Here is a 25,441-nt window from a genome sequence, read left to right as displayed (position 1 = left end):
GGTGATCCGCCCCTGTGATCGCAGCCGATGAGACCCCCGCCACCTACGATTGGTGTTTTTCTCCGTCGGTTCCCAGCCAACTGGCGAGCTTTCCGCCGTGGCCGACCGCGCGCAGCCGCTTCTCGGCGGCGTCCCGCACCGGGTCGGTCGCCACGACCAGCAGCTCGTCGCCGCGCCGCAGCACCGTCGTGGGCAGCGGGACAAACGATTCGCCCTCCCGCACGATCAGCGTGACCGCCGCGCCCTGCGGCAGCCGCAGCTCGCCCACCTCGACGCCGTGCATGCGCGAGGCCTCGGGGATGGCGACCGACAGGAGGTGCCCGCGCAGCCGCTCCAGGGGCGCCGACTCGATGCCGAGGTCGGCGGCCTCCGAGGAGCCGCCGATCCGCAGCAGCTTGGCCAGCCAGGGCAGCGTCGGGCCCTGGACGAGGGTGTAGACGACGACGAGCACGAAGACGATGTTGAAGATGCGCTGGCTGTCCTCGACGCCGTTCACCATGGGGATCGTGGCCAGGATGATGGGCACGGCGCCGCGCAGGCCGGCCCACGACAGCAGCGCCTTCTCCTGCCACGGCATGCGGAACGGCACCAGGCTCAGCACGACCTCCAGGGGCCGCGCCACCATCGTCAGGACCAGCCCGATGACGATCGCGTGCCAGGTGTCGTCGAGCAGCTCGTGCGGGGTGACCAGGAGGCCGAGCAGGACGAACATGCCGATCTGGGCGAGCCAGCCGAGCCCCTCGGCGAAGCCGCGGGTGGCGGGCCAGTGCGGCAGCCTGGCGTTGCCGAGGACCATCGAGGCGAGGTAGACGGCGAGGAAGCCGCTGCCGTGGGCCATGGCGCCGGCCGCGTAGGCGGCGACCGCGATGGCCATGACGGCGATGGGGTAGAGGCCGGAGGCGGGCAGGGCCACGTGCCGCAGGCCGTAGGCGCCGAGCCAGCCGACCGCGATGCCGATGGCGGCGCCGATCGCCAGCTCCAGAGCGATCGTGCCGAGCAGCACGTACCAGTCGTCCACCGGTCCCGCCGTGGAGAACGCCACGACGAGGATCACCACAGGGGCGTCGTTGAACCCCGACTCCGCCTCCAGGACGCCCGTGATGCGTGAGGGGAGCGGCACCTTCCGCAGCACCGAGAAGACCGCCGCGGCGTCCGTCGAGGAGACGACCGCCCCGATGATCAGTGCCGGCCGCCAGTCCAGCCCCACCAGGTAGTGCGCGCCCGCCGCCGTGACGCCCACGCTCACCGCGACGCCGATGGTGGACAGGACGGCGGCCGCCGGCAGGGCGGGCCGCACTTCCTTCCACTTCGTGCCGAGCCCGCCCTCGGCGAGGATCACGACCAGGGCGGCATAGCCGATGACCTGCGTCAGTTCGGCGTTGTCGAAGTGGACGTCGCCGATGCCGTCCTGACCCATGGCGACGCCGATGCCGAGGTACAGGAGCAGGCTGGGGAGCCCGCTGCGCGACGAGATGCGGACCGCCGCCACGGCGACGAGCAGAACCAGGGAGCAGACGAGCAGGAGCTGGTTGAGGTGGTGGACAGTCAGGGGCCGTTCCTTCCTCCGCGCGCGCACAAGCACTTCTTGCGAGCCAAGTACTTCGTCACCCCTTGCGAGGCAAGTACTTCGTTACCTTACCTAATCGTTAACGCCTTCTTGATGCCTTCGAACGCGTTTACGATCTTCTGAGGTCCGGTTCCTGACTCCGCGTCCGAGGCCGAGACGCCCTGCGCCTATGGTTGCTCCAGCGCTCCCAGAGCCGCCCAGTCGACAGCACAGCCCGCCCTGCCGCTCGCGTAAGGACAGCAAGGACAGCGATGCCCTCCAACACCACCGCCTCTTCCGGTCATAAGTCCGGCAAGAAGAAGGGGCGCCGAGCCCGACTCGTCGTGATCGTCCTGGTCCTGGCCATCGTCGGAGGCATCGGCTTCGGCGCGTACTGGAGCATCAGCACCGTGCGCGCCTCCTTCCCGCAGACCAAGGGGACCCTCAAGCTCGACGGCCTGTCGGGCAACGTCGAGGTGAAGCGGGACGGGAACGGAATCCCGCAGATCTACGCCGAGTCCGACGCCGACCTCTTCATGGCACAGGGCTTCGTCCAGGCGCAGGACCGCTTCTGGGAGATGGACGTACGCCGCCATATGACCTCCGGGCGGCTCTCCGAGATGTTCGGCAAGAGCCAGGTCGAGAGGGATGAGTTCCTGCGCACGCTCGGCTGGCACCGGGTGGCGAAGAAGGAGTACGACTCCAAGCTCTCCCCGGAGACGAAGAAGTACCTCCAGGCCTACGCCAAGGGAGTCAACGCCTACCTCGACGGCAAGGACGGCAAGGACATCTCCGTCGAGTACGCGGCGCTCGGCTTCACCAACGACTACAAGCCGCAGAAGTGGACCCCCGTCGACTCCGTGGCCTGGCTCAAGGCCATGGCCTGGGACCTGCGCGGCAACATGCAGGACGAGATCGACCGCTCCTTGATGACGAGCCGCCTCGGCCCCTCGCAGATCAAGGACCTGTACCCGGAGTACCCGTTCAAGCGGAACAAGCCGATCGTCCGTGAGGGCGCCTACGACGCCGTCACCGAGGAGTACGACGCCAAGGGCTCCGGCACGCAGTCCGGAACCGGCGGCACAGGAACCGGCACGGGCACGGGCACCGGCACCGGAACCGGCACCGGTGGCGCCACGGGCGCAGGCGGCGGCACCGCGGGCTCCGGCCTCGCGGGCGGCACCGAGGCGCCCGACGGGCTCCAGTCGCAGCTCTCGGGGGTCTCCGACGCCCTGGACGAGGTCCCCGCGATCCTCGGCCCGAACGGCAACGGCATCGGCTCGAACTCCTGGGTCGTCTCCGGCGAGCACACGATCACCGGTAAGCCGCTCCTCGCGAACGACCCGCACCTGGCCCCGCAGCTGCCGTCCGTCTGGTACCAGATGGGCCTGCACTGCCGGTCCGTCTCCGACAAGTGCCAGTACGACGTCTCCGGTTACACCTTCTCCGGCATGCCGGGCGTGGTCATCGGCCACAACCAGGAGATCGCCTGGGGCATGACGAACCTCGGCGCCGACGTCACGGACCTCTACCTGGAGAAGTTCACCGGGGACGGCTACCAGTACGGCGAGAAGGTGCTGCCCTTCCGGTCGCACGAGGAGACCATCAAGGTCGCGGGCGGCAAGTCGAAGACGATCACGGTCCGCGAGACCAACAACGGCCCGCTCATCTCCGACCGCGACGACGAGCTGGTCAAGGTCGGCAAGAAGGCCCACGTCGACGCCGCGGCCCCCGACCGGGGCGACGGCTACGGAGTGGCGCTGCGCTGGACCGCGCTGAGCCCCGGCAAGTCCATGGACGCGGTCTTCAAGCTCAACAAGGCGAAGAACTTCACGGAGTTCCGCAAGGCGGCCGCTCTGTTCGAGGTGCCGTCCCAGAACCTCGTCTACGCCGACCGCGAAGGCCACATCGGCTACCAGGCGCCGGGCAGGATCCCGACCCGCGGCAAGGGCGACGGCTCGCTCCCGGCGCCCGGCTGGGACCCGGAGTACCGCTGGACCGGCTACATCCCGCAGGACGCCCTGCCGTACGAGTACGACCCCAAGCGCGGCTACATCGTCACCGCCAACCAGGCGGTCATCGACGACACCGACAAGGCGAAGTACCCGTACAAGCTCACCGGTGACTGGGGCTACGGCGCGCGCAGCCAGCGCATCGACGACCTCATCCAGTCGAAGATCAAGAACGGCGGCAAGATCTCCACCGAGGACATGCGCCTCATGCAGATGGACAACAGCAGCGAGATCGCCAAGCTGCTGGTGCCCAAGCTGCTGAAGATCGACGTCAAGGACAAGTACGTCCGCGAGGCGCAGAAGCTCCTGGAGGGCTGGGACTACACCCAGGACGCCGATTCGGCCGCCGCCGCGTACTTCAACTCGGTCTGGCGCAACATCCTCAAGCTCGCCTTCGGCAACAAGCTCCCCAAGGAGCTGCGCGTCAAGGGCCAGTGCCTGAGCGTCGAGCCGGCCGGCAACACCGGTCCCGCCGACGAGGGCAAGAAGGTGCGCGAGTGCGGCCAGCGTGACGCGGACTCGGCCCAGCCGGACGGCGGCGACCGCTACTACGAAGTGGTCCGCAAGATCATCGACGATGAGACCAACGACTGGTGGAAGTCGCCCGCGACCCGTACCGAGAAGGAGACCAAGACCCGCGACCAGCTGTTCAAGCGGGCCATGGTGGACGCGCGCTGGGACCTGACGGCCAAGCTCGGCAAGGACATCGACACCTGGAGCTGGGGCCGGCTGCACCGCCTCACGCTGAAGAACCAGACGCTCGGCACCGAGGGCCCCGGCTGGCTCCAGTACGTGCTCAACCGCGGGCCCTGGAACCTCGGCGGCGGCGAGGCGGCGGTCAACGCCACCGGCTGGAACGCGGCGGGCGGTTACGGCGTGGTCTGGGTGCCGTCGATGCGCATGGTGGTGAACCTCAAGGACCTCGACAAGTCCAAGTGGATCAACCTCACGGGCGCCTCGGGGCACGCGTACAACGACCACTACACCGACCAGACCGAGAAGTGGGCCAAGGGCGAGCTCCTGCCGTGGGCCTACACCGACAAGGCGGTCGAGAAGAGCACGAGCGACAAGCTGGTCCTGCGCCCCTGACCGGGGCCGGGAGCGGCAGAACCTGAAAGGGGCCTCCACGCGCGCGTGGAGGCCCCTTTCGGCGTTCCCGGACCCACGGCGGTCACCTGAAGCGGCGCACCCCCGACGGCGTCACCACGGCGTGCACCGGCAGGTCGTGGACTTCGGCGGGGACGCGCGCGACGACTTCGGAGTCGTACAGGAGCACCACGAGAGCGGGATCGGCGCCCGAGAGCGCCAGGCGGGCCAGGACGCGGTCGTACGAGCCGCCGCCCCGCCCGAGCCGCGTCCCGCGCTCGTCGACCGCGAGCCCCGGCAGCAGGACGGCGTCCGCCGCCAGGACGGCTTCCGGGCCGAGCCGGGCCCCGGAGGGCTCAAGGAGTTCGATCTTCCCCTGGTGCCGCACGCGGACCAGGGAGCCCTCCCCCTCGTACGCGGCCCAGTCCAGGTCGTTGTCCGGGAGCAGCACCGGCAGCAGGACCCGTGTCCCGCGCGCGTGGAGGGCGTCGAGCAGTACGCGCGTGCCGGGCTCGTTCCCCACGGAGACGTACGCCGCGACCGTCCGCGCCGCGGCCAGCTCCGTGAGCTCCAGCGCGCGTTCGGCGAGCAGCGCGGCCGCCTTCCGCGTGTCATCCCCCGTCAACCCGCTTCTCACCGCGAGGAGGCCTCGTCGCAACGTGCGCTTGTTTGGCTGTTCTTCGGCCTCGGCTCTTCCGCTCATGGGATGCTCTCAAATCCTTCCTGTTGGGCGCATATGCCATCCAATTATCTGGACCCACAGATTCCGCACATACGTACCGGATATGGTGGCCGCATGACTGAGTCTCACCCCCCGCGCCCCCGGATCACCAAGGCGGTCATCCCGGCGGCAGGCCTCGGCACACGCTTCCTGCCGGCCACGAAGGCGACCCCCAAGGAGATGCTGCCGGTCGTCGACAAGCCGGCGATCCAGTACGTGGTCGAGGAGGCCGTGTCGGCGGGTCTCGACGACGTCCTCATGATCACGGGCCGCAACAAGCGCCCGCTGGAGGACCACTTCGACCGCAACTACGAGCTGGAGTCGGCCCTCCTGAAGAAGGGCGACGAGGCGCGGCTCGCCAAGGTCCAGGAGTCCAGCGACCTCGCGACGATGCACTACGTCCGCCAGGGCGACCCCAGGGGACTCGGTCACGCCGTCCTGTGCGCTGCTCCGCACGTCGGCAAGGAGCCGTTCGCCGTGCTCCTCGGCGACGACCTCATCGACCCCCGCGACCCGCTCCTCGCCCGGATGGTCGAGGTCCAGGAGCAGTGCGGCGGCAGCGTCATCGCCCTCATGGAGGTGGCCCCGGAGCAGATCCACCTCTACGGCTGCGCCGCCGTCGAGGCGACCGAGGAAGGCGACGTCGTCAAGGTCACCGACCTCGTCGAGAAGCCCGACACCGCCGACGCGCCCAGCAACTACGCGATCATCGGCCGCTACGTCCTCGACCCCGCCGTCTTCGACGTCCTGCGCAAGACCGAGCCGGGCCGCGGCGGCGAGATCCAGCTCACCGACGCCCTCCAGCAGCTCGCCGCGGACGAGAAGGTCGGCGGTCCGGTGCACGGCGTCGTCTTCCAGGGCCGGCGCTACGACACCGGTGACCGGGGCGACTATCTGCGTGCCATTGTCAGACTGGCGTGCGAACGTCAGGATCTGGGCCCGGACTTCAAGGCCTGGCTTCGCAGTTACGTCACCGAGGAGATGTAGCACTTTGAGCAGCAGCACGACGACACCGACCACCGGCCAGACCCCCCTGTGGTCGGTGGAAGAGCATCTGGACGACATCCTCGCGACCGTCCGCCCGCTCGAACCCATCGAGCTCCAACTCCTCGACGCACAGGGCTGCGTCCTCGTCGAGGACGTCACGGTGCCCGTCTCGCTGCCGCCCTTCGACAACAGCTCCATGGACGGGTACGCGGTACGGATCGCCGACATCGAGGCCGCGAGCGAGGAGTTCCCCGCCGTCCTGCGCGTCATCGGCGACGTGGCGGCGGGGGCGGGCGAGCAGCCCACCGTCGGTCCGGGCCAGGCGGCCCGCATCATGACCGGCGCCCCGCTGCCGCCCGGTGCCGAGGCCGTCGTCCCCGTGGAGTGGACCGACGGAGGCCTCGGCGAAGGCCCCGTCTCCGGTATGCGTGCCCACAGCGCCGCTCCCGAGGGCGCGACCGGAGAGGTCCGCGTGCACCGCCCGGCCGAGGCACGCGGGCACGTACGCGCGCGGGGCAGCGACGTCCGCGCCGGTGACCGCGCCCTGAGCGCGGGCACGGTCCTCGGTCCGCCGCAGATCGCCCTGCTCGCCGCCGTCGGCCGCGGCACGGTGAAGGTGCGCCCGCGCCCCCGCGTGGTCGTCATGTCCACCGGCAGCGAACTGATCCAGCCCGGCGAGTCCCTGGCGGACGGCCAGATCTACGACTCCAACAGCTTCGCCCTCACCGCGGCGGCCCGCGACGCCGGGGCCATCGCCTACCGCGTGGGCGCGGTCGCCGACGACGCGGAGACGCTGCGCTCCACCATCGAGGACCAGCTGATCCGCGCCGACCTCGTCGTCACCACGGGCGGTGTGAGCGTCGGCGCGTACGACGTCGTGAAGGAGGCCCTGACCTCCCTCGGCGATCCGGACGAGGAGACCGGCGTCGGGCCCGGCGGCGGCGTGGAGTTCCGCAAGCTCGCCATGCAGCCGGGCAAGCCGCAGGGCTTCGGCACGATCGGCCCCGACCACACGCCGCTGCTCGCGCTGCCGGGCAACCCCGTGTCCTCGTACGTCTCCTTCGAGCTCTTCGTGCGCCCGGCGATCCGTACGCTGATGGGCCTCCCCGAAGTGCACCGGCCCCTCACGCGCGCGGGGCTGGCCGCCGAGAAGGCGCTGGGCTCGCCCGGGGGACGCCGCCAGTTCCTGCGGGGGAAGTACGACGCCGAGGCCGGCACCGTGACGCCCGTCGGGGGCGCCGGCTCGCATCTGGTCGCCGCGCTCGCCCACGCGGACGCGCTGATCGTCGTCCCCGAGGACGTCACCTCGGTGGAGCCGGGCACGGACGTCGACGTGGTCCTGCTCGGCTGAGAACGCCGCCCGCGCGGTACCGTGTCGCGCACAGCAGGCCCGCGCGCGCCGCATCGCGCGGGGCCCGGACCGGGAGCGCCACAGCACATGACCGCGATTTCCCGGGGGGACACCCCCGGATCCCCTGAGCAGCAGCGACTGACGCACATCGACGAGGCGGGCGCGGCCCGCATGGTCGACGTGTCCGCGAAGGACATGACCGCCCGCACCGCCCGTGCCAGTGGCCGCGTCCTGGTCTCGCCGCGCGTGATCGAGCTCCTGCGGGGGGAGGGCGTCCCCAAGGGCGACGCCCTCGCCACCGCCCGGATCGCCGGGATCATGGGCGCCAAGCGCACCCCTGACCTGATCCCGCTCTGCCACCCGCTGGCCGTCTCCGGAGTGAAGCTCGACCTCTCCGTGGCGGACGACGCCGTGGAGATCCTCGCCACGGTGAAGACCACGGACCGTACGGGCGTGGAGATGGAGGCCCTCACCGCGGTGAGCGTCGCGGCCCTCACCGTGATCGACATGGTCAAGGCCGTCGACAAGGGCGCCGTCATCACGGACGTACGCGTCGAGGAGAAGACCGGCGGCAAGTCCGGGGACTGGAGCCGCGAAGGAGCGGAGGCATGAGCGGTTACCGCGCACTTGTCGTCACCGCCTCGAACCGCGCCGCCGCCGGGGTCTACGCCGACCGCGGCGGCCCCCTCATCGCCGAGGCGCTGACCGCGCTCGGCTTCGCCGTCGACGGCCCCCGGGTCGTCCCGGACGGTGACCCCGTCGAGCAGGCCCTGCGCGCCGGAGCCGCGGCGGGTTACGACGTCGTCGTCACCACCGGCGGCACCGGCATCTCGCCCACCGACCGCACGCCCGAGGCCACCCGCCGCGTCATCGACCACGAGGTGCCGGGCATCGCGGAGGCGATCCGCGCGTACGGCAGGGACAAGGTCCCCACGGCCGTGCTCTCCCGGGGTCTCGCCGGGGTCGCGGGCCGGACGCTCATCGTGAACCTGCCGGGCTCCACGGGCGGCGTCCGCGACGGCCTCGCCGTCCTGGAGCCGCTGCTCGCGCACGCCGTCGACCAGTTGCGCGGCGGCGACCATCCCGGGCCCTCGGGGGGTGCGAGCTGAACAGCCCTGCCTGGCCCGTCGAGCTGACGGACGGAGATGTCACCCTCCGCCCGATAAAGATGCGCGACCAGCGCGCCTGGCGCGAGGTCAACCGGCGCAACCGCGACTGGCTGCGCCCCTGGGAGGCGACGATCCCGCCGCCCACGGCCGGCGGCCCGATCGTGCACCGCCCCACCTACCGGCAGATGGTCCGCCATCTGCGCGCCGAGGCGGGCGCGGGCCGGATGCTGCCGTTCGTCATCGAGTTCCAGGGCCGCCTCGTCGGGCAGCTGACGGTCGCCGGGATCACCTGGGGATCGATGTGCTCGGGCCACGTCGGCTACTGGGTCGACGAGTCCGTCGCGGGCCGCGGTGTGATGCCGACCGCCGTCGCGCTCGCCGTCGACCACTGCTTCCGCTCGGTCGGGCTGCACCGTATCGAGGTCTGTATTCGGCCCGAGAACACGCCGAGCCGCCGGGTCGTGGAGAAACTCGGATTCCGTGAGGAGGGGATGCGCCCACGGTATCTTCACATCGACGGAGCCTGGCGCGATCATCTTGTCTTCGCGCTCACCGCCGAAGAGGTACCGGAAGGGTTGTTGCGCCGCTGGCACCAGGCGCGACCTCGGAACACCGCGTAGGTGACCGCTCGCCGATGAAATAAAATATGTGTTCGAAATTGATCCCCGACCGACCGTCTGAGGCTCATATGAGCCTTGTTCCGGGCATTTATTTCACGCTGGTGGCTCCGAGTTGATCGCATCGGTCACAAAAAAAGTTCGACATATCAGCCGGATCGTGCGACACACCGGCGCAATTGGCGGATGGCCTCACCCAAACCCCTCTACCGTGTGAGCGTGAGCAGCAGCGGCCTCATCTACGCAGTCATCGTCGGGGCCTGGGCCGCCTACTTGGTGCCGATGTGGCTCCGTAGGCAGGACGAGCTGAACGAAGCCCGTCCGACGGAACGCTTCAGCACCGCCATCCGGCTGCTGTCCGGACGGGCGGGTATGGAGCGCCGATACGCCAAGGACCTGCAAGCCCGCTCGCCCGAAGAAGGGGAGACGCGCGGCGAACCGGACGACGCCACCGGCTCGGTGGACGTCCGGGCCTTCGCCGTGCCTCCTACGGAACGGGTGGAGCCCCAGGTGGACCGGGCGGAGCCTGTCGCGGCGCGGAGTGAACCTCCGGCCCGTCAGCAGGCGCACCCCGACGCCGAACCGGAACGCGAGCAGCCGCCGCGCGCCAAGGCCTCGCCCGCGCAGCGCGCCGCCTCGGCCGAGGCCGCCGCGCGCGCCAGGCGCTCGAAGGTCCTCGCCCGGCGCCGGCGCACGACGATGCTGCTCTTCCTCGCCTTCACGGCCGGAGCGGTCGTCGCCGGGGTGGGCGGCCTCGCCTTCCTGTGGGCGCCCGCCGCGCCCGCCGTGCTGCTGAGCGCCTACATCGTCTATCTGCGCGGCCAGGAGCGGCGCCGCTTCACGTACACGATGGACCGGCGCCGGGCCGAGGCCGCGGCGCAGCGGCTGCGGGAGAACCGGCCCCGGCGCAGGCCCGCGAGCGCGGAGCCCGTCGTCGACGAGGAGCGCGAGGCGCAGCAGCCGCCCGAGACGGAGACCGGCCTCTCCGCGCTCGCCGCCGACCGCCGCGCCCTCGTCGAGCAGACCGACCACGCGGAGTGGGTCGACCAGCAGCGCGAGCGCCAGCGCGGGCCCGGCCGTGGCGACAGCTGGGACCCGGTCCCGGTGCCCCTGCCGACGTACGTGACCGCGCCGGTCGCCCCGCGCGCCACCGGCAGCGTCGACCTGGGCGCCCCCGACACCTGGAGCTCGGCCCGCTCCAGCACGGCGGAGCCCGCCGCCGAGGAGGCGCGGCGCGGCGCGGGGACCACGGGTGCCGCCGCGGCCGCCGGAGATATCGACGCGGCCGAGGGCTCCGACGCGGCCGGGGGGCGCAGCGACAAGCGTCGGGCCGCCTCCGCGCGACGGGCCCGCGAGCGCGGTCGTACGCCGCTCTTCGACCAGTACGAGGACGGGGACCGGCCCCGCGCCGCCAACGAGTGAGGCGCCGTGGGGTCCGCCCCGGCTGACCAGTCAGGAACGGATTTCCAAGCACCCGGATCGGGATGCTAGAGTTTCACTCGTTGCAAGGGCCTGTGGCGCAGTCTGGTAGCGCACCTCGTTCGCATCGAGGGGGTCTGGGGTTCAAATCCCCACAGGTCCACTGCACATGAGATCCCGTCCAGTTCATCGAACTGGGCGGGATCTTTGCGTTGTGCCCCCCGTCCTTCAGAGCGCCTTCGCGTAGCAGCGGCTCAGGTCGTCGAAGCGGTAGTGGCCGAACTTGGCCGGGGCGGGGGTGTAGCCGCTGGAGGTGTAGAGGGCTATCGCCTCGGGCTGCTTCGTGCCCGTCTCCAGGACCATGCGTACGCGGCCCGCCGCCCTGGCGTCCGTCTCCAGGGCCGCCAGGATGCGCCGGGCGAGGCCGAGGCCGCGCGCCTCGGGTGTGACGTACATCCGCTTGAGCTCCGCGTCGCCGTTCTCGTACCCCTCCCCGTTCTCGTCCATCGCGCGCCAGCCGCCCGTGGCCAGCGGGGTGCCGTTCCCGTCGTACGCGATGAGGTACAGGCCCCGGGGCGGCGCGAACATCGACGGGTCGAGGAAGGTGACGTCGCCTTCGTCGCCGTAGCGCTCCGCGTATTCGAGCTGGACGCGGTCGTTGAGGGCGACGGCGTCGGGGTGGGCGAAGGTGACGGTGCGCAGGTGGACGCCGGTCGCGGCGGTGGTGGCCGTGTCGGTGGTCTGGATACTCATGCGTGGCATCGTACTTCTATGCGGTAGGGAGTGGGTGCGAGTTTCAGTGTGCCGGGAGGGGGCGGAGGGCGGCAGGGCCCTTCGTCGGAGTCCTGGGTGTGAGGCTGCTCTCCTCAGGGAGTGAGCCGGCGGCACGGGTCACCGTCGGCCGTGTGGGAGTCTGATCGGCGGTCCGGGAGAAGACGCCGGAAGAGAGTAAGGCGAGTGTTGTGCTGACAGTGACCTCTGTGAACGTGAACGGGCTGCGTGCCGCTGCCAAGAAGGGGTTCGTCGAGTGGCTCGGCGACACCACGGCCGACGTGCTGTGCCTCCAGGAGGTGCGCGCCGAGCCGCAGCAGCTGCCGGACGAGGTCCGTGCGCCCGAGGGGTGGCATGTCGTGCACGCGCCCGCCGCGGCGAAGGGGCGCGCCGGTGTCTCGCTGTACACGCGCCGTGAGCCGGACCGGGTGCGGGTGGGCTTCGGGTCGGCCGAATTCGACGGCAGCGGGCGCTATGTGGAGGCCGACCTGCCGGGTGTCACCGTCGCGAGCCTGTATCTGCCCTCCGGGGAGGTCGGCACCGAGCGGCAGGACGAGAAGGTGCGGTTCATGGCGGAGTTCCTCGTCTACCTGAAGGAGCTCAAGGCGCGGGCCGCCGCCGACGGGCGCCACGTCGTCGTCTGCGGCGACTGGAACATCGCCCACCAGGAGGCCGACCTCAAGAACTGGAAGGGCAACAAGAAGAACTCCGGATTCCTGCCGGAGGAGCGCGCCTGGATGAGCGAGGTCTTCGAGGAGTACGAGGACGTCGTACGGGCCCAGCACCCCGGTGTGGAGGGGCCCTACTCGTGGTGGTCCTACCGCGGGCGCGCCTTCGACAACGACACGGGCTGGCGCATCGACTACCACGTCGCGACGGCCGGCCTCGCCGAGCGCGCCGTGAAGGCGTACGTGGAGCGGGCCGCGACGCACGCGGAGCGGTGGAGCGATCACGCGCCCGTGACCGTGGTCTACGACCTGTAGGCGTCCGCCAGGGGGGTGGTCCTCGGCGGGACACGGTCACAAAGTCCGGCAGAGGGCTGTCCCGGGCCCCGCCCGGCATGGCAGATTGCGGTCGCGTACACGACCAACTGCCGTGGATCCGGGGGTACTTCGTGTCGGGCATGCCTACGAGACGTGCCGTGGTGCTGGGCGCCGCGGGGGCCGGGATCGCGGCGGCGCTGCCCGCCGCCGCGGCGCACGGGGCGAGCGGGAGTCCGGTCCCGGCCGGGACGCCGCCGGTGCTGCTGACCGAGCAGGCGTCCAGGCGCATCCTCGTCCTCGACCCGCGGCGGCGCGTGTGGGACCCGGCCGCCGACCCGTCGGTGGTGCGGTGGCAGTTCTCGCCGCTCGGCGATCCGCGGTACAGGGACCTTTGGCCCGACGTGAGCTGGGTGTATCCGTGCGAGGCGAAGGTGCGGGTGCACCGGAAGCGTACGTATGTGCTGACGACGGCGTCGTTCGGCTTCGTGGCGGTCGTCGAGCATCCGTCGGGGCGGCGGTACTGGGGTACGGCGCTCGGCCCCGGGGACGACCTGTTCAATCCGCACAGCGCCGAGATCCTGCCCGACGGCAATGTGGCCGTCGCGTGCAGCACGGGCGCGCTCGTGCGGCTGTACGCGGCTTCGCAGGGCCCGCGCGCGAAGCGGTACGCGGAGGCCGTGCTCAAGGGCGCCCACGGGCTGCACTGGGACGGCGCGCGGCGGGTGCTGTGGGCCATCGGCGACGACGAGCTGGTGGCGTACGAGGTGGGCGGCACCGCCGCGCGGCCCACCCTGACCCGGGCCTCGGCGGTCGGCCTGCCGGTGGGGACGCCGGGCCGCACGCCGGGCGGGCACGATCTCTTCCCGGTGGCGGGGCGGCCGGGGCGGCTGTGGGTGACGACCAACGCGGCCGTCTTCCAGTACGAGACGAGCAGCGGGGCCTTCGTGGGGGACTTCGCCGGGGCCGGGGAGATCTCGCGGAAGTCGGTGAAGGCCGTCGGTGACGATCCGCGTACCGGGCAGGTCGTGAGCACCGTGCCCGAGCGCGGCCTCGGGGAGACGTGGTGGACGACGACGGTCAGCGTCCACCGGCCCGCGAGCGCCTACAAGCTGGTCGGCGGCGGGATCTACAAGGCGCGGTGGTGGCTGCCGCGGTGAGCGTTCCGCCGCTCAGGGCTTCTTGAGGCGGCGGTCCAGGGCCATCGACAGCTCCGCCTCGACCACGGCCTTGGCCACCGGGCGCAGTTCGTCGAGGTCGGTCTCGGCGGTGGCGGGGACGTGGTCGCGCAGGACCGTGACGAACAACTCCGCGAGCGCGTCGGCGTGTTCGCGCACCCGCTGGCCCGCCTCCAGGACCGCGGCGAGCGGAACCCCCTTGCGTACGAGGGTGGATGACGCGTCCAGGAGGCGGCGGCTGATGTGCACCAGCTCGTCGCCGTCCGTGCCGAGATAGCCGAGGTCCAGGGCGGCGACGAGGTTCTCCGGGGTGACCTCGCCCGCGAAGTGGTCGGCCAGTTCCTCGGGGGTGAGGCGGACCGGCTGTTCCTCGGTGGGCTCGCCGAGGCCGAGGAGTTCGCCGACGTCGCGGCCCTTCTCGAAGGCGTCGGCCAGCTCGGCGATGCCGTTCAGGGTGTGGCCGCGCTCAAGGAGGGCGGCGATCGTGCGCAGCCTCGCCAGGTGGTGCTCGTCGTACCAGGCGATGCGGCCCTCGCGGCGCGGCGGCGGGATCAGCCCGCGCTCGCGGTAGAAGCGCACGGTGCGCACGGTGATGCCGGCCGCCTCGGCCAGCTCCGCCATGCGGTATTCGCGGACGCCGCCTTCGCCTTCCCCTTGGTCTGCCACGGGCGAAGCCTATGTCGTACCACCGGTAACTTTCCCCGGCCGACCCCTACCCATGAGTACGCGGGTGTTCTACTCTCCCCATTGCGCCAGTAGTTACTGGCAGAGTCGTGTACTTCGGGAGGCGGCGGCATGGCCGAGCGCGAGTGTGGCCCTGAGCAGGGGCGCGAGCACGAGCACGTACGGGTGGCGGTGATCGGTTCCGGGTTCGGTGGCCTCGGGGCCGCCGTGCGGCTGCGCCGGGAGGGCATCACCGACTTCGTCGTCCTGGAGCGGGCCGGCGCGGTGGGCGGCACCTGGCGGGACAACAGCTATCCGGGCTGCGCCTGTGACGTGCCCTCACACCTCTACTCGTTCTCCTTCGCGCCCAACCCGAACTGGCCGCGCACCTTCTCCGGGCAGGAGCACATCCGGGAGTACCTGGAGCATGTCGCCGACACCTTCCGGCTGCGCTCGCACATCCGCCTGAACACCGAGGTGGAGGTGGTGCGCTGGGACGCCGACCGGCTGTGGTGGGAGATCGGGACCAGCAGCGGAACCCTCACCGCCGACGTCGTCGTCTCCGCCACCGGGCCGCTCTCGGACCCCAAGACGCCGGACATCCCGGGCATCGACACCTTCCCCGGCAAGGTCTTCCACTCCGCCCGCTGGGACCACGACTACGACCTGAGCGGCAAGCGCGTCGCGATGATCGGCACCGGTGCCTCCGCCATCCAGATCGTGCCCGAGATCCAGAAGAAGGCCGGCCGGCTCACCCTCTTCCAGCGCACGCCGCCGTGGGTGATGCCGCGCGCGGACCGTGCCATCACCGGCGTGGAGCGCTGGCTGCACCGGCAGCTGCCGTTCACCACGCAGGCCCGGCGCGGAATCCTGTGGGGCATCCGGGAGTTGCAGGTCCAGGCGTTCACCAAGCGGCCGAACGAACTCGGCATGGTGGAGCAGCTCGCCAAGCGGAACATGTACCGCGCCATCAAGGACCCGGCGCTGCGGGCCAAGCTGACCCCCACGTACCGCATCGGGTGCAAGCGCATCCTGCTCTCCAACACCTACTACCCGGCGCTCGCCAAGCCGAATGTGGACGTCGTCGCCAGTGGTCTGGCCGAGGTGCGCGGCAACACGGTCGTCGCAGCGGACGGTACCGAGGCCGAGGTCGACGCGATCGTCTTCGGCACCGGATTCCACGTCACGGACATGCCGATCGCCGAGCGCGTCGTGGGCGACGAGGGGCTCACCCTCATGGAGACCTGGAAGGACGGCATGAACGCGCTGCGCGGCGCGACCGCCGCCGGCTTCCCGAACTGGATGACGATCATCGGTCCCAACACCGGGCTCGGGAACTCCTCCATGATCCTGATGATCGAGTCCCAGCTGAACTACATGGCCGACTACCTGCGCCAGTTGGACGTCCTCGGAGGCCGCGCCGCGCTCGCCCCCCGCCCGGCCGCCGTGAGCGCCTGGAACCGCCGGGTGCAGGAGCGGATGAAGCGCACCGTGTGGAACACCGGCGGCTGCACCAGCTGGTACCTCGACGCGAACGGCGTCAACACCACCGTCTGGCCCGGCACGACCACCGAGTTCCGGGCGGCGACGCGGCACGTGGACCTCAACGAGTACGAGGTGCTGCGGGCGCCGAAGGAGATACCACCGTCCCGCAAGGAGAGGGAGTCCGACGGCGCGAAGGTGGAGGCCGGGGCATGAGCAGGCTGACCCGCCTCGCGGACGGGCCCTACGCGCCGCCCGCCCCCGCGCGCGAACTGACCGCCGTCTCCGCCGACGGGGCCCGCATACACGTCGAGGCGCATGGTCCACAAGAAGCGCCCGCCGTGGTGCTCGCCCACGGCTGGACGTGCTCGACCGCCTTCTGGGCCGCGCAGATACGCTCCCTCAGCGGTGACCACCGGGTCATCACGTACGACCAGCGGGGGCACGGGCGCAGCGCCGCGCCCGCGGACCCCGAGGGGTACAGCACGCGGGCGCTCGCCGACGACCTCGAAGCGGTCCTGGCGGCGACGCTCGCGCCGGGTGAGAAGGCCGTGCTCGTCGGGCACTCCATGGGCGGCATGACGATCATGGCCGCGGGCGGGCGCGAGACCTTCCGGGAGCACACCGCCGCCGTCCTGCTGTGCAGCACGGGCAGTTCGAGCCTGGTCGCCGAGTCGATGGTGGTGCCGCTGCGGGCCGGGCGGGTGCGGACCCGGATCACGCGGTCCGTGCTCGGCTCGCGGGCGCCGCTCGGGCCCGTCACGCCGCTGTCCCGCCGCATCCTCAAGTACGGGACCATGGGCCCCGGTTCGGCGCGGGACAAGGTCGACGCGTGCGCGCGGATCGTGCACGCCTGCCCGACCGGCGTGCGCCGCGGCTGGTCCCATGTGCTTGCCACGCTCGAACTGGACGTCGAGGTGGGCGCGTTGCGCGTGCCCACGGCTGTCCTCGCGGGGCTGGCCGACCGGCTCACCCCCGTCGTGCACGCGCGGCGGATCGCCGCCGCCCTGCCCGACTGCGTGGGCCTCACCGAGCTGGCCGGGGTCGGACACATGACGCCCATCGAGGCACCGGACGCCGTCACGGCACGCATAGCGGAACTCGTCGCAACGTACGTACAGGTGAAGGAGGGCGCATGAGCAGGGTCAGCCTGGAGGGGCAGGTCGCGGTCGTCACGGGCGCGGCGCGCGGGGTCGGTGAGCTGCTCGCCCGCAAGCTGTCGGCGCGCGGCGCGAAGGTCGCGCTCGTGGGCCTGGAGCCGGACGAGCTGAAGCAGGTGGTGCAGCGGCTGCACACCGAGGCCGACCACTGGCACGCGGACGTCACCGACCACGAGGCGATGGCGCGGGTCGCGCGGGAGGTCAAGGAGCGCTTCGGCAAGGTCGACATCGTCGTCGCGAACGCGGGCGTGGCCGGCGGCGGGCCCTTCGTGGAGTCCGACCCCGTGGCGTGGCGCCGCGTCATCGAGGTCAACCTCATCGGCAGCGCGGTCACCGCCCGCGCCTTCCTGCCGGTCCTGATGGAGAGCCGCGGCTATCTGCTCCAGATCGCCTCGCTCGCCGCGATCACGCCGGCGCCGATGATGACGGCGTACTGCGCGTCGAAGTCGGGCGTCGAGGCGTACGCGCACGCTTTGCGCGCCGAGGTCGGCTACAAGGGCGTCAAGGTCGGCGTCGGCTATCTGTCCTGGACGGACACGGACATGGTGCGGGGCGCGGACCAGGACGAGGTGATGCGCGAGCTGCGCCAGCGGCTGCCGTGGCCGTCCAACAAGACGTATCCGCTCGGCCCGGCGGTGGACCGCATCGTCGCCGGCATCGAACGGCGCTCCAGCCATGTGTACGCGCAGTGGTGGCTGCGGGGCATGCAGGGCATTCGCGGCTATCTGCCGGGTGTCATCGGCGCGGTCGGGCAGCGCGAGATGCGGCGCTTCGAGCCACGGCTCGCCAGTGTGCCGACGGGCCTGGTGGGAGCGGGCGGTTCGGCGGACGAGGCGGCGCGGGCGAGCTGAGCGGCCCGGCCCCCTCGGCCACGACGTGAGAAGGCCCCCGGCGTCCCGGGGGCCTTCTCACGCGTGGGTGCGGCGCGGGTCAGATCTCGTAGTCCTCGTCCATGTCCCGCTGCCGCCGCGCGGTGTCACGGGCCTGCGAGGACCGCTCCGACGCCTCGTCCCGGGCCCGCGTGCCGCGCTCGCGCAGGTCGTCCTGGGCCTGCGAGCCGCGCTCGCGCATCTTGTCCTTGTCGCCCGTGCGGCTCTTGGCCTTCTCGGCGAGGTCCTGAGCCTTGTCCTGGAACTGGTCCTTGATGCCCATGCTGTTACTCCCGTTGTGGGTGAGGGGGATGGGGCCTCGACCAGATTGACATAGGGGGACATACGCCGCATTTCGATCAACTACGGAGAGTCAGCGGGGCGGCAGCGGTGGCCGTCGGCGGTCCGGCACGTCGGAGTAGCCGGGCGGGGCCACCGCCGGGTGGCGCTCCAGGAGGTCGAGGGCCACCCGCACCGCGTCGTCGAGCTGGGCGTGCCGCCCCTCCGCCCAGTCCAGCGGCGTGCGCAGCGCCTCGATGTCCGGGCTCACGCCGTGGTTCTCCACGGACCAGCCGTACGCGTCGAACCAGCCCGCGTTCATCGGCACCGTGATCACCGTCCCGTCGCCGAGCCGGTGCCGCCCGGTCATGCCGACCACGCCGCCCCAGGTGCGCTGCCCGACGACCGGGCCGAGCCCCAGCAGCTTGAACGCCGCCGTGATCATGTCGCCGTCCGATGAGGTCGCCTCGTCGGCCAGCGCCACCACCGGGCCGCGCGGCGCGTTGGAGGCGTACGAGACGGGCTGGGCGTTGCGCGTCAGGTCCCAGCCGAGGATCTTGCGGGTGAGCTTCTCCACCACCAGTTCGCTGATGTGGCCGCCCGCGTTGCCGCGCACGTCGACGATGAGGGCGGGCCGCGACACCTCCAGGCGCAGGTCCCTGTTGAACTGAGCCCAGCCGGAGCCGCCCATGTCGGGGATGTGCAGGTAGCCGCACTTGCCGCCGCTCAACTCCCGGACGACCTCGCGGCGTTTGGCCACCCAGTCCTGGTAGCGCAGCGGGCGTTCGTTGATGAGCGGGACGATGGCGACCCGCCGCGGGCGCCCCTCGCCCTCCGCCGGGCGGAACGTCAGCTCGACGGTCGTGCCGCCCGCCGCCGCGAGCAGCGGGTAGGGGCCGGTCACCGGGTCGACGGGGCGGCCGTCGACATGGGTGAGGACGGCGCCCTCGCGGATGCCCGAACCGGCGAGCGGGGAGCGCGCCTTGGAGTCGGAGGAGTCGCCGGGCAGGATCCGCTTCACCAGCCAGCCCCCGTCCCTGCGTACGAGATTGGCGCCGAGCAGGCCCATCGCGCGCTGGTAGTGCGGCGGGCCCTCGTTGCGGCGGGCCGGGGAGACGTAGGCGTGGGAGGTGCCCAGCTCGCCGAGGACCTCACGGAGCAGGTCCGCGAACTCGTCGGGGGACGCGACGCGTTCGACCAGCGGCCGGTACTGCGCGAGCACCCCGTCCCAGTCGATGCCGGACATCCCCGGGTCCCAGAAGTAGGCGCGGATGATCCGGCCCGCCTCCTCGTACGCCTGGCGCCACTCGGCGGCCGGGTCGACCTCGTGCAGGATGCGGCGCAGGTCGATCCAGACCGTGGTGTCGCTGTCGCCCTGCTCGGTGGCGGGCACGGCGGTCAGGTCGCCCTCGTCGACGACGACGAGCCGGGTGCCGTCGCCGCTCGGCGCGAACCAGTCCAGGTGCTCCACGAGTTGGGACTTCTTCGCCTTGGCGATGTTGAAGTGCTCCAGGGTGGGGCGGCCCGAGGTGTCGGCCGGGTTGGCGAAGGTCTCGCCGAGCGCGCCCGAGATCGGCCAGCGCAGCCAGACCAGGCCGCCGCCGCTGACCGGTTGCAGGGCCGAGTACTTCGACGCCGCCACGGGGAAGGGCGTGACCCGTGCCTCCAGGCCCTCGGTCTCCACCGTCGTCGTGCCGTCGCCCCGGTTGTCGTCGGCCGGGTCGAGGCCGCCGGCCGCCGGGCGCCCGTCGGGCAGCAGCGCGAAGGGGGAGGGGATCGCCGACGAGAGCGGTACGAGGTAGGGGCGGCAGCCGAGCGGGAAGGACAGGTCGCCGGTGTGCACGTCGTAGACGGGGTCGAAGCCGCGCCAGGAGAGGAAGGCGAGGTAGCGGCCGTCGCGGGTGAAGACGGGGTTCTCGTCCTCGAACCGGCCGTTGGTGACGTCCACGATCGTGCGGGGGCCCGGCCCGGCGATGCGGGCCAGCTTGATCTGCCGCAGGGAGCGGCCGATGCCCGGGTGTGACCAGGCGAGCCAGGTGCCGTCGGGGGAGAAGGCGAGGTCGCGGACCGGCCCGTTGATGGAGCGGATCACCTCGGTGACATCGGCGGCCTCCGTCCGCTCCACGGCCCCGGACCCGGCCTCGGTCTCGGACCCGGCCTCGGTCTCGGACCCGACCTCGGTCTCGCCCGGGGCCTCGGGGGCGGTCTCCCCGACCTCGCGCAGCCTGCGGTTCATGGCGGCGGTCTCCTGCTCGTCGGAGACGGTGACGAGCAGGAGGCGGCCGTCGTTCGAGGCGATGGCGAGGCGCTCGCCGTCGGGGTCGGAGACCATCTCCTGGACGCGGCCGAGGCCGCCGGTCACCAGCCTGCGCGGCCTGCGGTCGCCGGTGGCGCGCGGCAGACCGGCGATCTCGACGGCGTCCTCGCCCTCGGCGTCGGTGACGTACGCGACCTGCCCGCCGGTGCCCAGCATCTCCGGCAGCCGCACGCGTACGCCCGGGGTGTCGGTGATCGTGCGGGCCGGGCCGTCCCGGTGGGTGAGCCAGTAGAGGCTGCCGCGCACGACGACGGCGCTGGCCCGCCCCGTCGTGTCCACGGAGAGCGCGTCGATGTGCTGCGCGGCCGGCACCTGGTAGATCCGCCGCCCGGAGCGGGGCCCGCCGAGCCGCACGTCGAGGCGGCGCGGCGCGGAGTCCGCGGTGAGCGCGTCGACCAGCCATACCTCGCCCGCGCACTGGTAGACGACGCGCGTGCCGTCGCTGGCGGCGTGCCGGGCGTAGAAGGCGTCGTGGTCGGTGTGGCGGCGCAGGTCGGAGCCGTTGGGGAGGCAGGAGTACAGATTTCCGACGCCTTCGTGGTCGGAGAGGAACGCGATGCGTCCGGCCACGAACATGGGGGAGTCGAGGTGCCCGTCGAGGTGAGCGAGGATCCGCTTGCCGTGCATCCACAGGCGGCCCGTCGCGCCGCCCCGGTACCGCTTCCAGGCGGCCGGTTCGTGGGGCGGCTTGCCGGTCAGGAGGAGCGTCTTGCGGTCGCAGGCGCCGGTGCCGCCGTCGGCGGGGGTGCCGGTGAGGGTGTCGGTGACCGCGATGTCGGCGACCGGGCCCCAGGGCAGCTTGCCGCCGGGGGAGCCGTCGGTCGGCACGCTGTAGGCGAAGCAGAAGTGCGAGAAGGGCTCGCCGTGCGAGGACACGGCGAGGATGTGGCCGTCGGGCGACCAGCCGCAGACCCGGGTGTCGGTGCTGCCCCAGTAGGTCAGGCGGCGCGAGGGCCCGCCGGCCACCGGCGCCAGATGGATCTCCGGGTCGAGGCTGCGCCAGCTCGTGTACGCGATGTGGCGGCCGTCCGGCGAGAAGCGGGGGTGGCCGATCTTGGTCCGGTCCGCGGTGAGCCGCCAGGCCCGGCCGACGGGGACGCCTTCGGGGGTGAGGGGGGCCACCCAGAGGTCGTCCTCGGCGACGAAACAGAGGCGGTCGCCGCTGAGGTGGGGGAATCGCAGGTAGGCCCGGTCGGTCTGGCGGGCCTGTGCTGCCTGGGCTTCGTCGCGCTCGTCGGTCACCTCACCATGCTTTTCCGCTCCGGGGGCCCCGGCAACTCGTGACCGGGCACGTGACCCAGGCCACGTACGAAACAGTTTCGTTTCGTTAGGCGGGTGGGTACAGTAGCCGTGTACGAAACCGTTTCGTACGATCCATACGAGCAGGAGGTGGGGACCATGGCTGAGGCGGCGAGCGCGCGACGCAGCAGGATCACGCCCGAGCGCGAGGCCGAGCTGTACGAGGCCGTGCTCGACCTGCTCCGCGAGGTCGGCTACGACGCCCTCACCATGGACGCCGTGGCGGCCCGCACCCGCTCCAGCAAGGCCACCCTCTACCGCCAGTGGGGGAGCAAGCCCGAGCTGGTCGCCAAGGCGCTGCGGCACAACAAGCCGGCGTCGCTGGCGGACATCGACACCGGGTCGCTGCGCGGCGACCTGAACGAGATGGTGGCCCGCTCGGACGACTGCCAGATGGAGAAGGACGCCGCGCTGATGCGGGGCCTGTTCCACGCCGTGCACGAGAACCCCGAGCTCCACCAGGCGCTGCGGAACCTCCTCATCGAGCCGGAGCTCACCGGCCTGAACGCCCTGCTGCGCAGAGCGGTGGAGCGCGGTGAGGTCGCCGCGGACAATCCGGCCCTCGAGTACGTCGTACACATGATGGTCGGCGGCTTCGTCGCCCGGGACCTCATCGAGGACCGCCCGGTCGACCAGGCCTTCCTCGCCTCGTACCTGGACGCCGTGGTGCTCCCCGCCCTCGGCGTCTGACCAGCCCCTCTCGCGACACCCCCGTACCTGACGCGACCGCTCACGTCGTCGGGCTCACCTCCCCTGCCCGCGGAAGACCCCCGCTTGCGCGGCCACCACGACCTGACCGGGAGTACGCCCTCGTGGCCACTTTCCTCTACAAACTCGGCAAACTCGCCTTCCGGCGACGGCACTTCGTCGCCCTGATCTGGGTGGCGCTGCTCACCCTCGCCGGGGTCGGCGCGGCGTCGGCGCCCACCGCCGCGTCCAGCTCCTTCTCCATACCGGGCACGGAGGCGCAGAAGGCCTTCGACCTCCTGGAGAAGCGGGCCCCGGAGGCCAGCGCCGACGGCGCGAGCGCCCGCGTCGTCTTCAAGGCGCCCGACGGCGAGAAGGTGACGGACCCGGCCAACAAGGCCGAGATCGTCAAGACCGTCGGCGCCCTCAGGACCGGCTCGGACCACGTGGCCCGCGCCGACGACCCGTTCCGCGCCAAGACCGTCAGCAAGGACGGCTCCACCGCGTACGCCTCCGTCTCGTACAAGGTCACCTCGATGGAGCTGACCGACGAGGACCGCGACGCGCTGGAGAAGACCACCGACAAGGCGCGGGATTCCGGGCTCACGGTCGAGGTCGGCGGTGACGCGCTCCAGGCCATGCCCGAGACCGGCTCCACCGAGATCATCGGCATCGCGGTCGCCGCGGTCGTCCTCGTCATCACCTTCGGCTCGCTGATCGCGGCCGGGCTTCCGCTGCTCACCGCGCTGATCGGGGTGGGCATCGGCGTCTCGTCCATCACGGCGCTCGCGAACGCGCTGGACCTCGGCACCACCACCTCGACGCTCGCCATGATGATCGGCCTCGCGGTCGGCATCGACTACGCGCTGTTCATCGTCTCGCGCTACCGCGGCGAACTCGCCGAGGGCCGCGACCGCGAGGAAGCGGCGGGCCGTGCCGTCGGCACCGCCGGATCCGCGGTCGTCTTCGCCGGGCTCACCGTGGTCATCGCGCTGGTCGGCCTCGCCGTGGTCAACATCCCGATGCTCACCAAGATGGGCTTCGCCGCGGCCGGCACGGTCGTCATCGCCGTCCTCATCGCGCTCACCCTCATCCCCGCGCTGCTCGGATACGCGGGCAGGCGGGTCATGCCCATGGGTGAGAAGAGCAGGCTGTTCGGCGGCAAGAAGGCCGCGCGGGCCGAGGGCGAGCCGGACAGCGGGGGCGAGAAGCCGAACATGGGCACCCGCTGGGCCCGCTTCGTGGTCCGCCGCCCGGTCGCGGTGCTGCTCGTCGGCATCGTCGGGCTCGGCGCCGCCGCCATCCCGGTCTCGCAGCTGGAGCTCGGCCTGCCGGACGACGGCGCGCAGCCCACCTCCACGACCCAGCGCAAGGCGTACGACCTGGTCTCCGACGGCTTCGGTCCTGGCTTCAACGGTCCGCTGATGGTCGTCGGCGACCTCCGTGGCGCCGACGACCCGAAGGCGGCGGCCGGTGAGATCACCAAGACGATCTCGAAGCTCGACGACGTCTCGACCGTCGCCCCGCCGATGTTCAACAAGGCCGGCGACACCGCGATCATCAGCGTCGTGCCGTCGTCCAAGCCGAGCGGCATCGAGACCGAGGACCTGGTCCACTCGATCCGCGGCACGGGCGCGGAGATCACGTCCGACACCGGCGCCGAGATCATGGTCACCGGCACCACGGCCATGAACATCGACGTCTCGCAGAAACTGAACGACGCCCTGCTGCCCTACCTGGCGCTCGTCGTGGGCCTCGCCTTCCTCCTCCTGATCGTCGTCTTCCGCTCGGTCCTGGTCCCGCTCAAGGCGGCCCTCGGCTTCCTGCTCTCGGTCCTCGCGGCCCTCGGCGCGGTCGTCGCGGTCTTCCAGTGGGGCTGGCTCGGCTCGCTCTTCGGCGTGGAGCAGACAGGACCGATCATGTCGATGATGCCGATCTTCATGGTCGGTGTGGTCTTCGGCCTGGCGATGGACTACGAGGTCTTCCTCGTGACGCGCATGCGGGAGGCGTACGTCCACGGGGAGCGGCCCGGCCAGGCGGTCGTGACCGGCTTCCGGCACGGCGCCCGGGTGGTCTCGGCGGCGGCCGTCATCATGATCGCGGTGTTCGCGGGCTTCATCGGCTCCAGCGAGCAGATGGTCAAGATGATCGGCTTCGGCCTCGCGATCGCGGTCTTCTTCGACGCGTTCGTGGTCCGCATGGCGCTGGTGCCCGCGGTCCTCGCGCTGCTCGGCGGCAAGGCGTGGTGGCTGCCCAAGTGGCTCGACCGCGCGCTGCCGAACGTCGACGTCGAGGGCGAGGGGCTGCGCACGGCGGCCGAGAAGGAGGCCGGCCGCGAGGCGGACGCCGAGCGGGAGCCGGTCCGGGTCTGATCCCGTCGGGGGTCAGCGGGTGACCGGGGTGGCGGTGGCCGCGTAGGTGCGGCGCAGGAAGCGGATCAGGGCCGAGGCGTCGAACTGGACGACCGTCACCCCGTCCCCGGCGTGGAACTCCACGATCGTCTGCACCCGGCCGCACGGCCAGATGTGCACGTCACCGGCGGTGACCGGGGCCCGCAGGCCCTGTTCGAGCAGCTGCCGGGCGAAGGACCGCTCGTGGCGGCCGGGGAGGCCGATCCGCACCGTGTGCGGGTCGGCCTCCGCGTCGTAGCGCAGGACGACGGGCACCGCGCGGTGGCCCTCGGAGGAGTCCGTGACGAGGTGGGCACGTGCGTACTGCTCGACTGCGGACATCGCTGAACTCCTCGTCCCGGCGTGCGTGCGCCGCCGTTGGCGCGTACTTCCTTGCCGCGTACTCCCGTGGCGCGTACTTCCTCACCAATGTCCCATATGTACGTCTATCACTCCGGGCGTGCGGTGCGGGCCGCGCGCCCCGGGCGTAGCCGTATTGGGACCGCGGTGCTCTTGCA

General features: G+C 71.6%; 21 protein-coding genes and 1 tRNA gene. 15 read left to right on the top strand and 7 right to left on the bottom strand.

Going from position 1 to position 25,441, the window contains the following annotated elements; all coding sequences use genetic code 11:
- Nucleotides 1-43: 43 nt before the first annotated feature.
- Nucleotides 44-1,582 carry a potassium/proton antiporter gene (locus KKZ08_RS16240; protein WP_223775136.1) on the bottom strand — a complete coding sequence of 513 codons (1,539 nt, stop codon included), beginning with the start codon at nucleotides 1,580-1,582 and terminating at the stop codon, nucleotides 44-46.
- 236 nt (nucleotides 1,583-1,818) lie between these two features.
- Here KKZ08_RS16240 and KKZ08_RS16235 point away from each other — a divergent pair, with 236 nt between their 5' ends.
- A complete protein-coding gene (locus tag KKZ08_RS16235) occupies nucleotides 1,819-4,647 on the top strand; it encodes a penicillin acylase family protein (protein ID WP_223775135.1) in 2,829 nt (942 codons plus the stop codon).
- A gap of 82 nt (nucleotides 4,648-4,729) precedes the next feature.
- Here the strand turns inward: KKZ08_RS16235 and KKZ08_RS16230 are convergent, their stop codons facing one another.
- A complete protein-coding gene (locus KKZ08_RS16230; RefSeq protein ID WP_223775134.1) occupies nucleotides 4,730-5,347 on the bottom strand; it encodes a 5-formyltetrahydrofolate cyclo-ligase in 618 nt (205 codons plus the stop codon).
- A 93-nt stretch (nucleotides 5,348-5,440) separates the two neighbouring features.
- Here KKZ08_RS16230 and galU point away from each other — a divergent pair, with 93 nt between their 5' ends.
- From galU to KKZ08_RS16195, 7 genes are all read left to right on the top strand, one after another.
- Nucleotides 5,441-6,352 (top strand): UTP--glucose-1-phosphate uridylyltransferase GalU, encoded by a 912-nt coding sequence (galU, locus tag KKZ08_RS16225; protein ID WP_223775133.1) that lies wholly within the window; start codon nucleotides 5,441-5,443, stop codon nucleotides 6,350-6,352.
- Nucleotides 6,353-6,356: 4 nt separating this feature from the next.
- Complete coding sequence (gene glp, locus KKZ08_RS16220) at nucleotides 6,357-7,703, top strand: gephyrin-like molybdotransferase Glp (RefSeq protein WP_223775132.1); 1,347 nt, start codon at nucleotides 6,357-6,359, stop codon at nucleotides 7,701-7,703.
- Between the two features lie 87 nt (nucleotides 7,704-7,790).
- Nucleotides 7,791-8,315 carry a cyclic pyranopterin monophosphate synthase MoaC gene (moaC, locus tag KKZ08_RS16215; RefSeq protein WP_223775131.1) on the top strand — a complete coding sequence of 175 codons (525 nt, stop codon included), beginning with the start codon at nucleotides 7,791-7,793 and terminating at the stop codon, nucleotides 8,313-8,315.
- Nucleotides 8,312-8,812 (top strand): MogA/MoaB family molybdenum cofactor biosynthesis protein, encoded by a 501-nt coding sequence (locus tag KKZ08_RS16210; protein WP_223775130.1) that lies wholly within the window; start codon nucleotides 8,312-8,314, stop codon nucleotides 8,810-8,812. Before moaC ends, KKZ08_RS16210 begins: the two co-directional genes overlap by 4 nt.
- On the top strand, nucleotides 8,809-9,432 hold the full coding sequence (locus KKZ08_RS16205) for a GNAT family protein (RefSeq protein WP_223779077.1): 624 nt from the start codon (nucleotides 8,809-8,811) through the stop codon (nucleotides 9,430-9,432). The genes KKZ08_RS16210 and KKZ08_RS16205 overlap by 4 nt, the downstream gene beginning before the upstream one ends.
- Before the next feature lie 216 nt (nucleotides 9,433-9,648).
- On the top strand, nucleotides 9,649-10,851 hold the full coding sequence (glpR, locus tag KKZ08_RS16200) for a gephyrin-like molybdotransferase receptor GlpR (protein ID WP_223775129.1): 1,203 nt from the start codon (nucleotides 9,649-9,651) through the stop codon (nucleotides 10,849-10,851).
- Nucleotides 10,852-10,937: 86 nt separating this feature from the next.
- A tRNA-Ala gene (locus tag KKZ08_RS16195) sits at nucleotides 10,938-11,011 on the top strand.
- A gap of 65 nt (nucleotides 11,012-11,076) precedes the next feature.
- Here KKZ08_RS16195 and KKZ08_RS16190 read toward each other — a convergent pair.
- Complete coding sequence (locus KKZ08_RS16190; protein WP_223775128.1) at nucleotides 11,077-11,601, bottom strand: GNAT family N-acetyltransferase; 525 nt, start codon at nucleotides 11,599-11,601, stop codon at nucleotides 11,077-11,079.
- 209 nt (nucleotides 11,602-11,810) lie between these two features.
- On the opposite strand from KKZ08_RS16190, the gene KKZ08_RS16185 reads away from it, so the two are divergent.
- Entirely contained in the window at nucleotides 11,811-12,602 is a 792-nt protein-coding gene (locus KKZ08_RS16185) for an exodeoxyribonuclease III (RefSeq protein ID WP_223775127.1), read from the top strand.
- 140 nt (nucleotides 12,603-12,742) lie between these two features.
- Nucleotides 12,743-13,759 carry a DUF6528 family protein gene (locus tag KKZ08_RS16180; RefSeq protein ID WP_223775126.1) on the top strand — a complete coding sequence of 339 codons (1,017 nt, stop codon included), beginning with the start codon at nucleotides 12,743-12,745 and terminating at the stop codon, nucleotides 13,757-13,759.
- Between the two features lie 12 nt (nucleotides 13,760-13,771).
- Here the strand turns inward: KKZ08_RS16180 and KKZ08_RS16175 are convergent, their stop codons facing one another.
- Entirely contained in the window at nucleotides 13,772-14,398 is a 627-nt protein-coding gene (locus tag KKZ08_RS16175; protein WP_223779076.1) for a MerR family transcriptional regulator, read from the bottom strand.
- Between the two features lie 174 nt (nucleotides 14,399-14,572).
- Here KKZ08_RS16175 and KKZ08_RS16170 point away from each other — a divergent pair, with 174 nt between their 5' ends.
- The 3 genes from KKZ08_RS16170 to KKZ08_RS16160 are packed head-to-tail and all read left to right on the top strand — an operon-like array spanning nucleotide 14,573 to nucleotide 17,933.
- Nucleotides 14,573-16,138, top strand: coding sequence for an NAD(P)/FAD-dependent oxidoreductase (locus tag KKZ08_RS16170; RefSeq protein WP_223775125.1), 1,566 nt, complete (start codon nucleotides 14,573-14,575; stop codon nucleotides 16,136-16,138).
- Nucleotides 16,135-17,061 (top strand): alpha/beta hydrolase, encoded by a 927-nt coding sequence (locus KKZ08_RS16165; protein WP_223775124.1) that lies wholly within the window; start codon nucleotides 16,135-16,137, stop codon nucleotides 17,059-17,061. Before KKZ08_RS16170 ends, KKZ08_RS16165 begins: the two co-directional genes overlap by 4 nt.
- Entirely contained in the window at nucleotides 17,058-17,933 is an 876-nt protein-coding gene (locus KKZ08_RS16160; protein ID WP_223775123.1) for an SDR family oxidoreductase, read from the top strand. Before KKZ08_RS16165 ends, KKZ08_RS16160 begins: the two co-directional genes overlap by 4 nt.
- Nucleotides 17,934-18,012: 79 nt before the next feature.
- On the opposite strand, the gene KKZ08_RS16155 is transcribed toward KKZ08_RS16160, so the two are convergent.
- Together KKZ08_RS16155 and KKZ08_RS16150 are read right to left on the bottom strand one after the other, a co-directional pair.
- Nucleotides 18,013-18,234, bottom strand: a complete 222-nt coding sequence (locus tag KKZ08_RS16155; protein WP_223775122.1) for a hypothetical protein — start codon at nucleotides 18,232-18,234, stop codon at nucleotides 18,013-18,015.
- 90 nt (nucleotides 18,235-18,324) lie between these two features.
- A complete protein-coding gene (locus tag KKZ08_RS16150) occupies nucleotides 18,325-21,789 on the bottom strand; it encodes a S41 family peptidase (protein ID WP_223775121.1) in 3,465 nt (1,154 codons plus the stop codon).
- A 156-nt stretch (nucleotides 21,790-21,945) separates the two neighbouring features.
- Here KKZ08_RS16150 and KKZ08_RS16145 point away from each other — a divergent pair, with 156 nt between their 5' ends.
- Nucleotides 21,946-22,536 (top strand): TetR/AcrR family transcriptional regulator, encoded by a 591-nt coding sequence (locus tag KKZ08_RS16145; protein ID WP_223775120.1) that lies wholly within the window; start codon nucleotides 21,946-21,948, stop codon nucleotides 22,534-22,536.
- A 122-nt stretch (nucleotides 22,537-22,658) separates the two neighbouring features.
- Nucleotides 22,659-24,905: an MMPL family transporter gene (locus KKZ08_RS16140; RefSeq protein ID WP_223775119.1), complete on the top strand. Its 2,247-nt coding sequence runs from the start codon at nucleotides 22,659-22,661 to the stop codon at nucleotides 24,903-24,905.
- A gap of 12 nt (nucleotides 24,906-24,917) precedes the next feature.
- Here the strand turns inward: KKZ08_RS16140 and KKZ08_RS16135 are convergent, their stop codons facing one another.
- Nucleotides 24,918-25,265 (bottom strand): SsgA family sporulation/cell division regulator, encoded by a 348-nt coding sequence (locus KKZ08_RS16135; protein ID WP_223775118.1) that lies wholly within the window; start codon nucleotides 25,263-25,265, stop codon nucleotides 24,918-24,920.
- Between the last annotated feature and the right edge of the window lie 176 nt (nucleotides 25,266-25,441).

This window comes from Streptomyces sp. 135, from assembly GCF_020026305.1.
Lineage (GTDB): Bacteria > Actinomycetota > Actinomycetes > Streptomycetales > Streptomycetaceae > Streptomyces.
The sequence above is the reverse complement of the archived record's forward strand: the minus strand, read 5'-3'. Positions and strand labels throughout refer to the sequence as shown.

Coding starts and splice junctions, on each gene's coding strand:
- KKZ08_RS16235 (WP_223775135.1), top strand. CDS start 1,819: ATGCCCTCCAACACCACCGCCTCTTCCGGTCATAAGTCCGGCAAGAAG.
- KKZ08_RS16230 (WP_223775134.1), bottom strand. CDS start 5,347: ATGAGCGGAAGAGCCGAGGCCGAAGAACAGCCAAACAAGCGCACGTTG.
- galU (WP_223775133.1), top strand. CDS start 5,441: ATGACTGAGTCTCACCCCCCGCGCCCCCGGATCACCAAGGCGGTCATC.
- moaC (WP_223775131.1), top strand. CDS start 7,791: ATGACCGCGATTTCCCGGGGGGACACCCCCGGATCCCCTGAGCAGCAG.
- KKZ08_RS16210 (WP_223775130.1), top strand. CDS start 8,312: ATGAGCGGTTACCGCGCACTTGTCGTCACCGCCTCGAACCGCGCCGCC.
- KKZ08_RS16190 (WP_223775128.1), bottom strand. CDS start 11,601: ATGAGTATCCAGACCACCGACACGGCCACCACCGCCGCGACCGGCGTC.
- KKZ08_RS16180 (WP_223775126.1), top strand. CDS start 12,743: ATGCCTACGAGACGTGCCGTGGTGCTGGGCGCCGCGGGGGCCGGGATC.
- KKZ08_RS16175 (WP_223779076.1), bottom strand. CDS start 14,398: ATGGCGGAGCTGGCCGAGGCGGCCGGCATCACCGTGCGCACCGTGCGC.
- KKZ08_RS16170 (WP_223775125.1), top strand. CDS start 14,573: ATGGCCGAGCGCGAGTGTGGCCCTGAGCAGGGGCGCGAGCACGAGCAC.
- KKZ08_RS16165 (WP_223775124.1), top strand. CDS start 16,135: ATGAGCAGGCTGACCCGCCTCGCGGACGGGCCCTACGCGCCGCCCGCC.
- KKZ08_RS16160 (WP_223775123.1), top strand. CDS start 17,058: ATGAGCAGGGTCAGCCTGGAGGGGCAGGTCGCGGTCGTCACGGGCGCG.
- KKZ08_RS16155 (WP_223775122.1), bottom strand. CDS start 18,234: ATGGGCATCAAGGACCAGTTCCAGGACAAGGCTCAGGACCTCGCCGAG.
- KKZ08_RS16145 (WP_223775120.1), top strand. CDS start 21,946: ATGGCTGAGGCGGCGAGCGCGCGACGCAGCAGGATCACGCCCGAGCGC.
- KKZ08_RS16135 (WP_223775118.1), bottom strand. CDS start 25,265: ATGTCCGCAGTCGAGCAGTACGCACGTGCCCACCTCGTCACGGACTCC.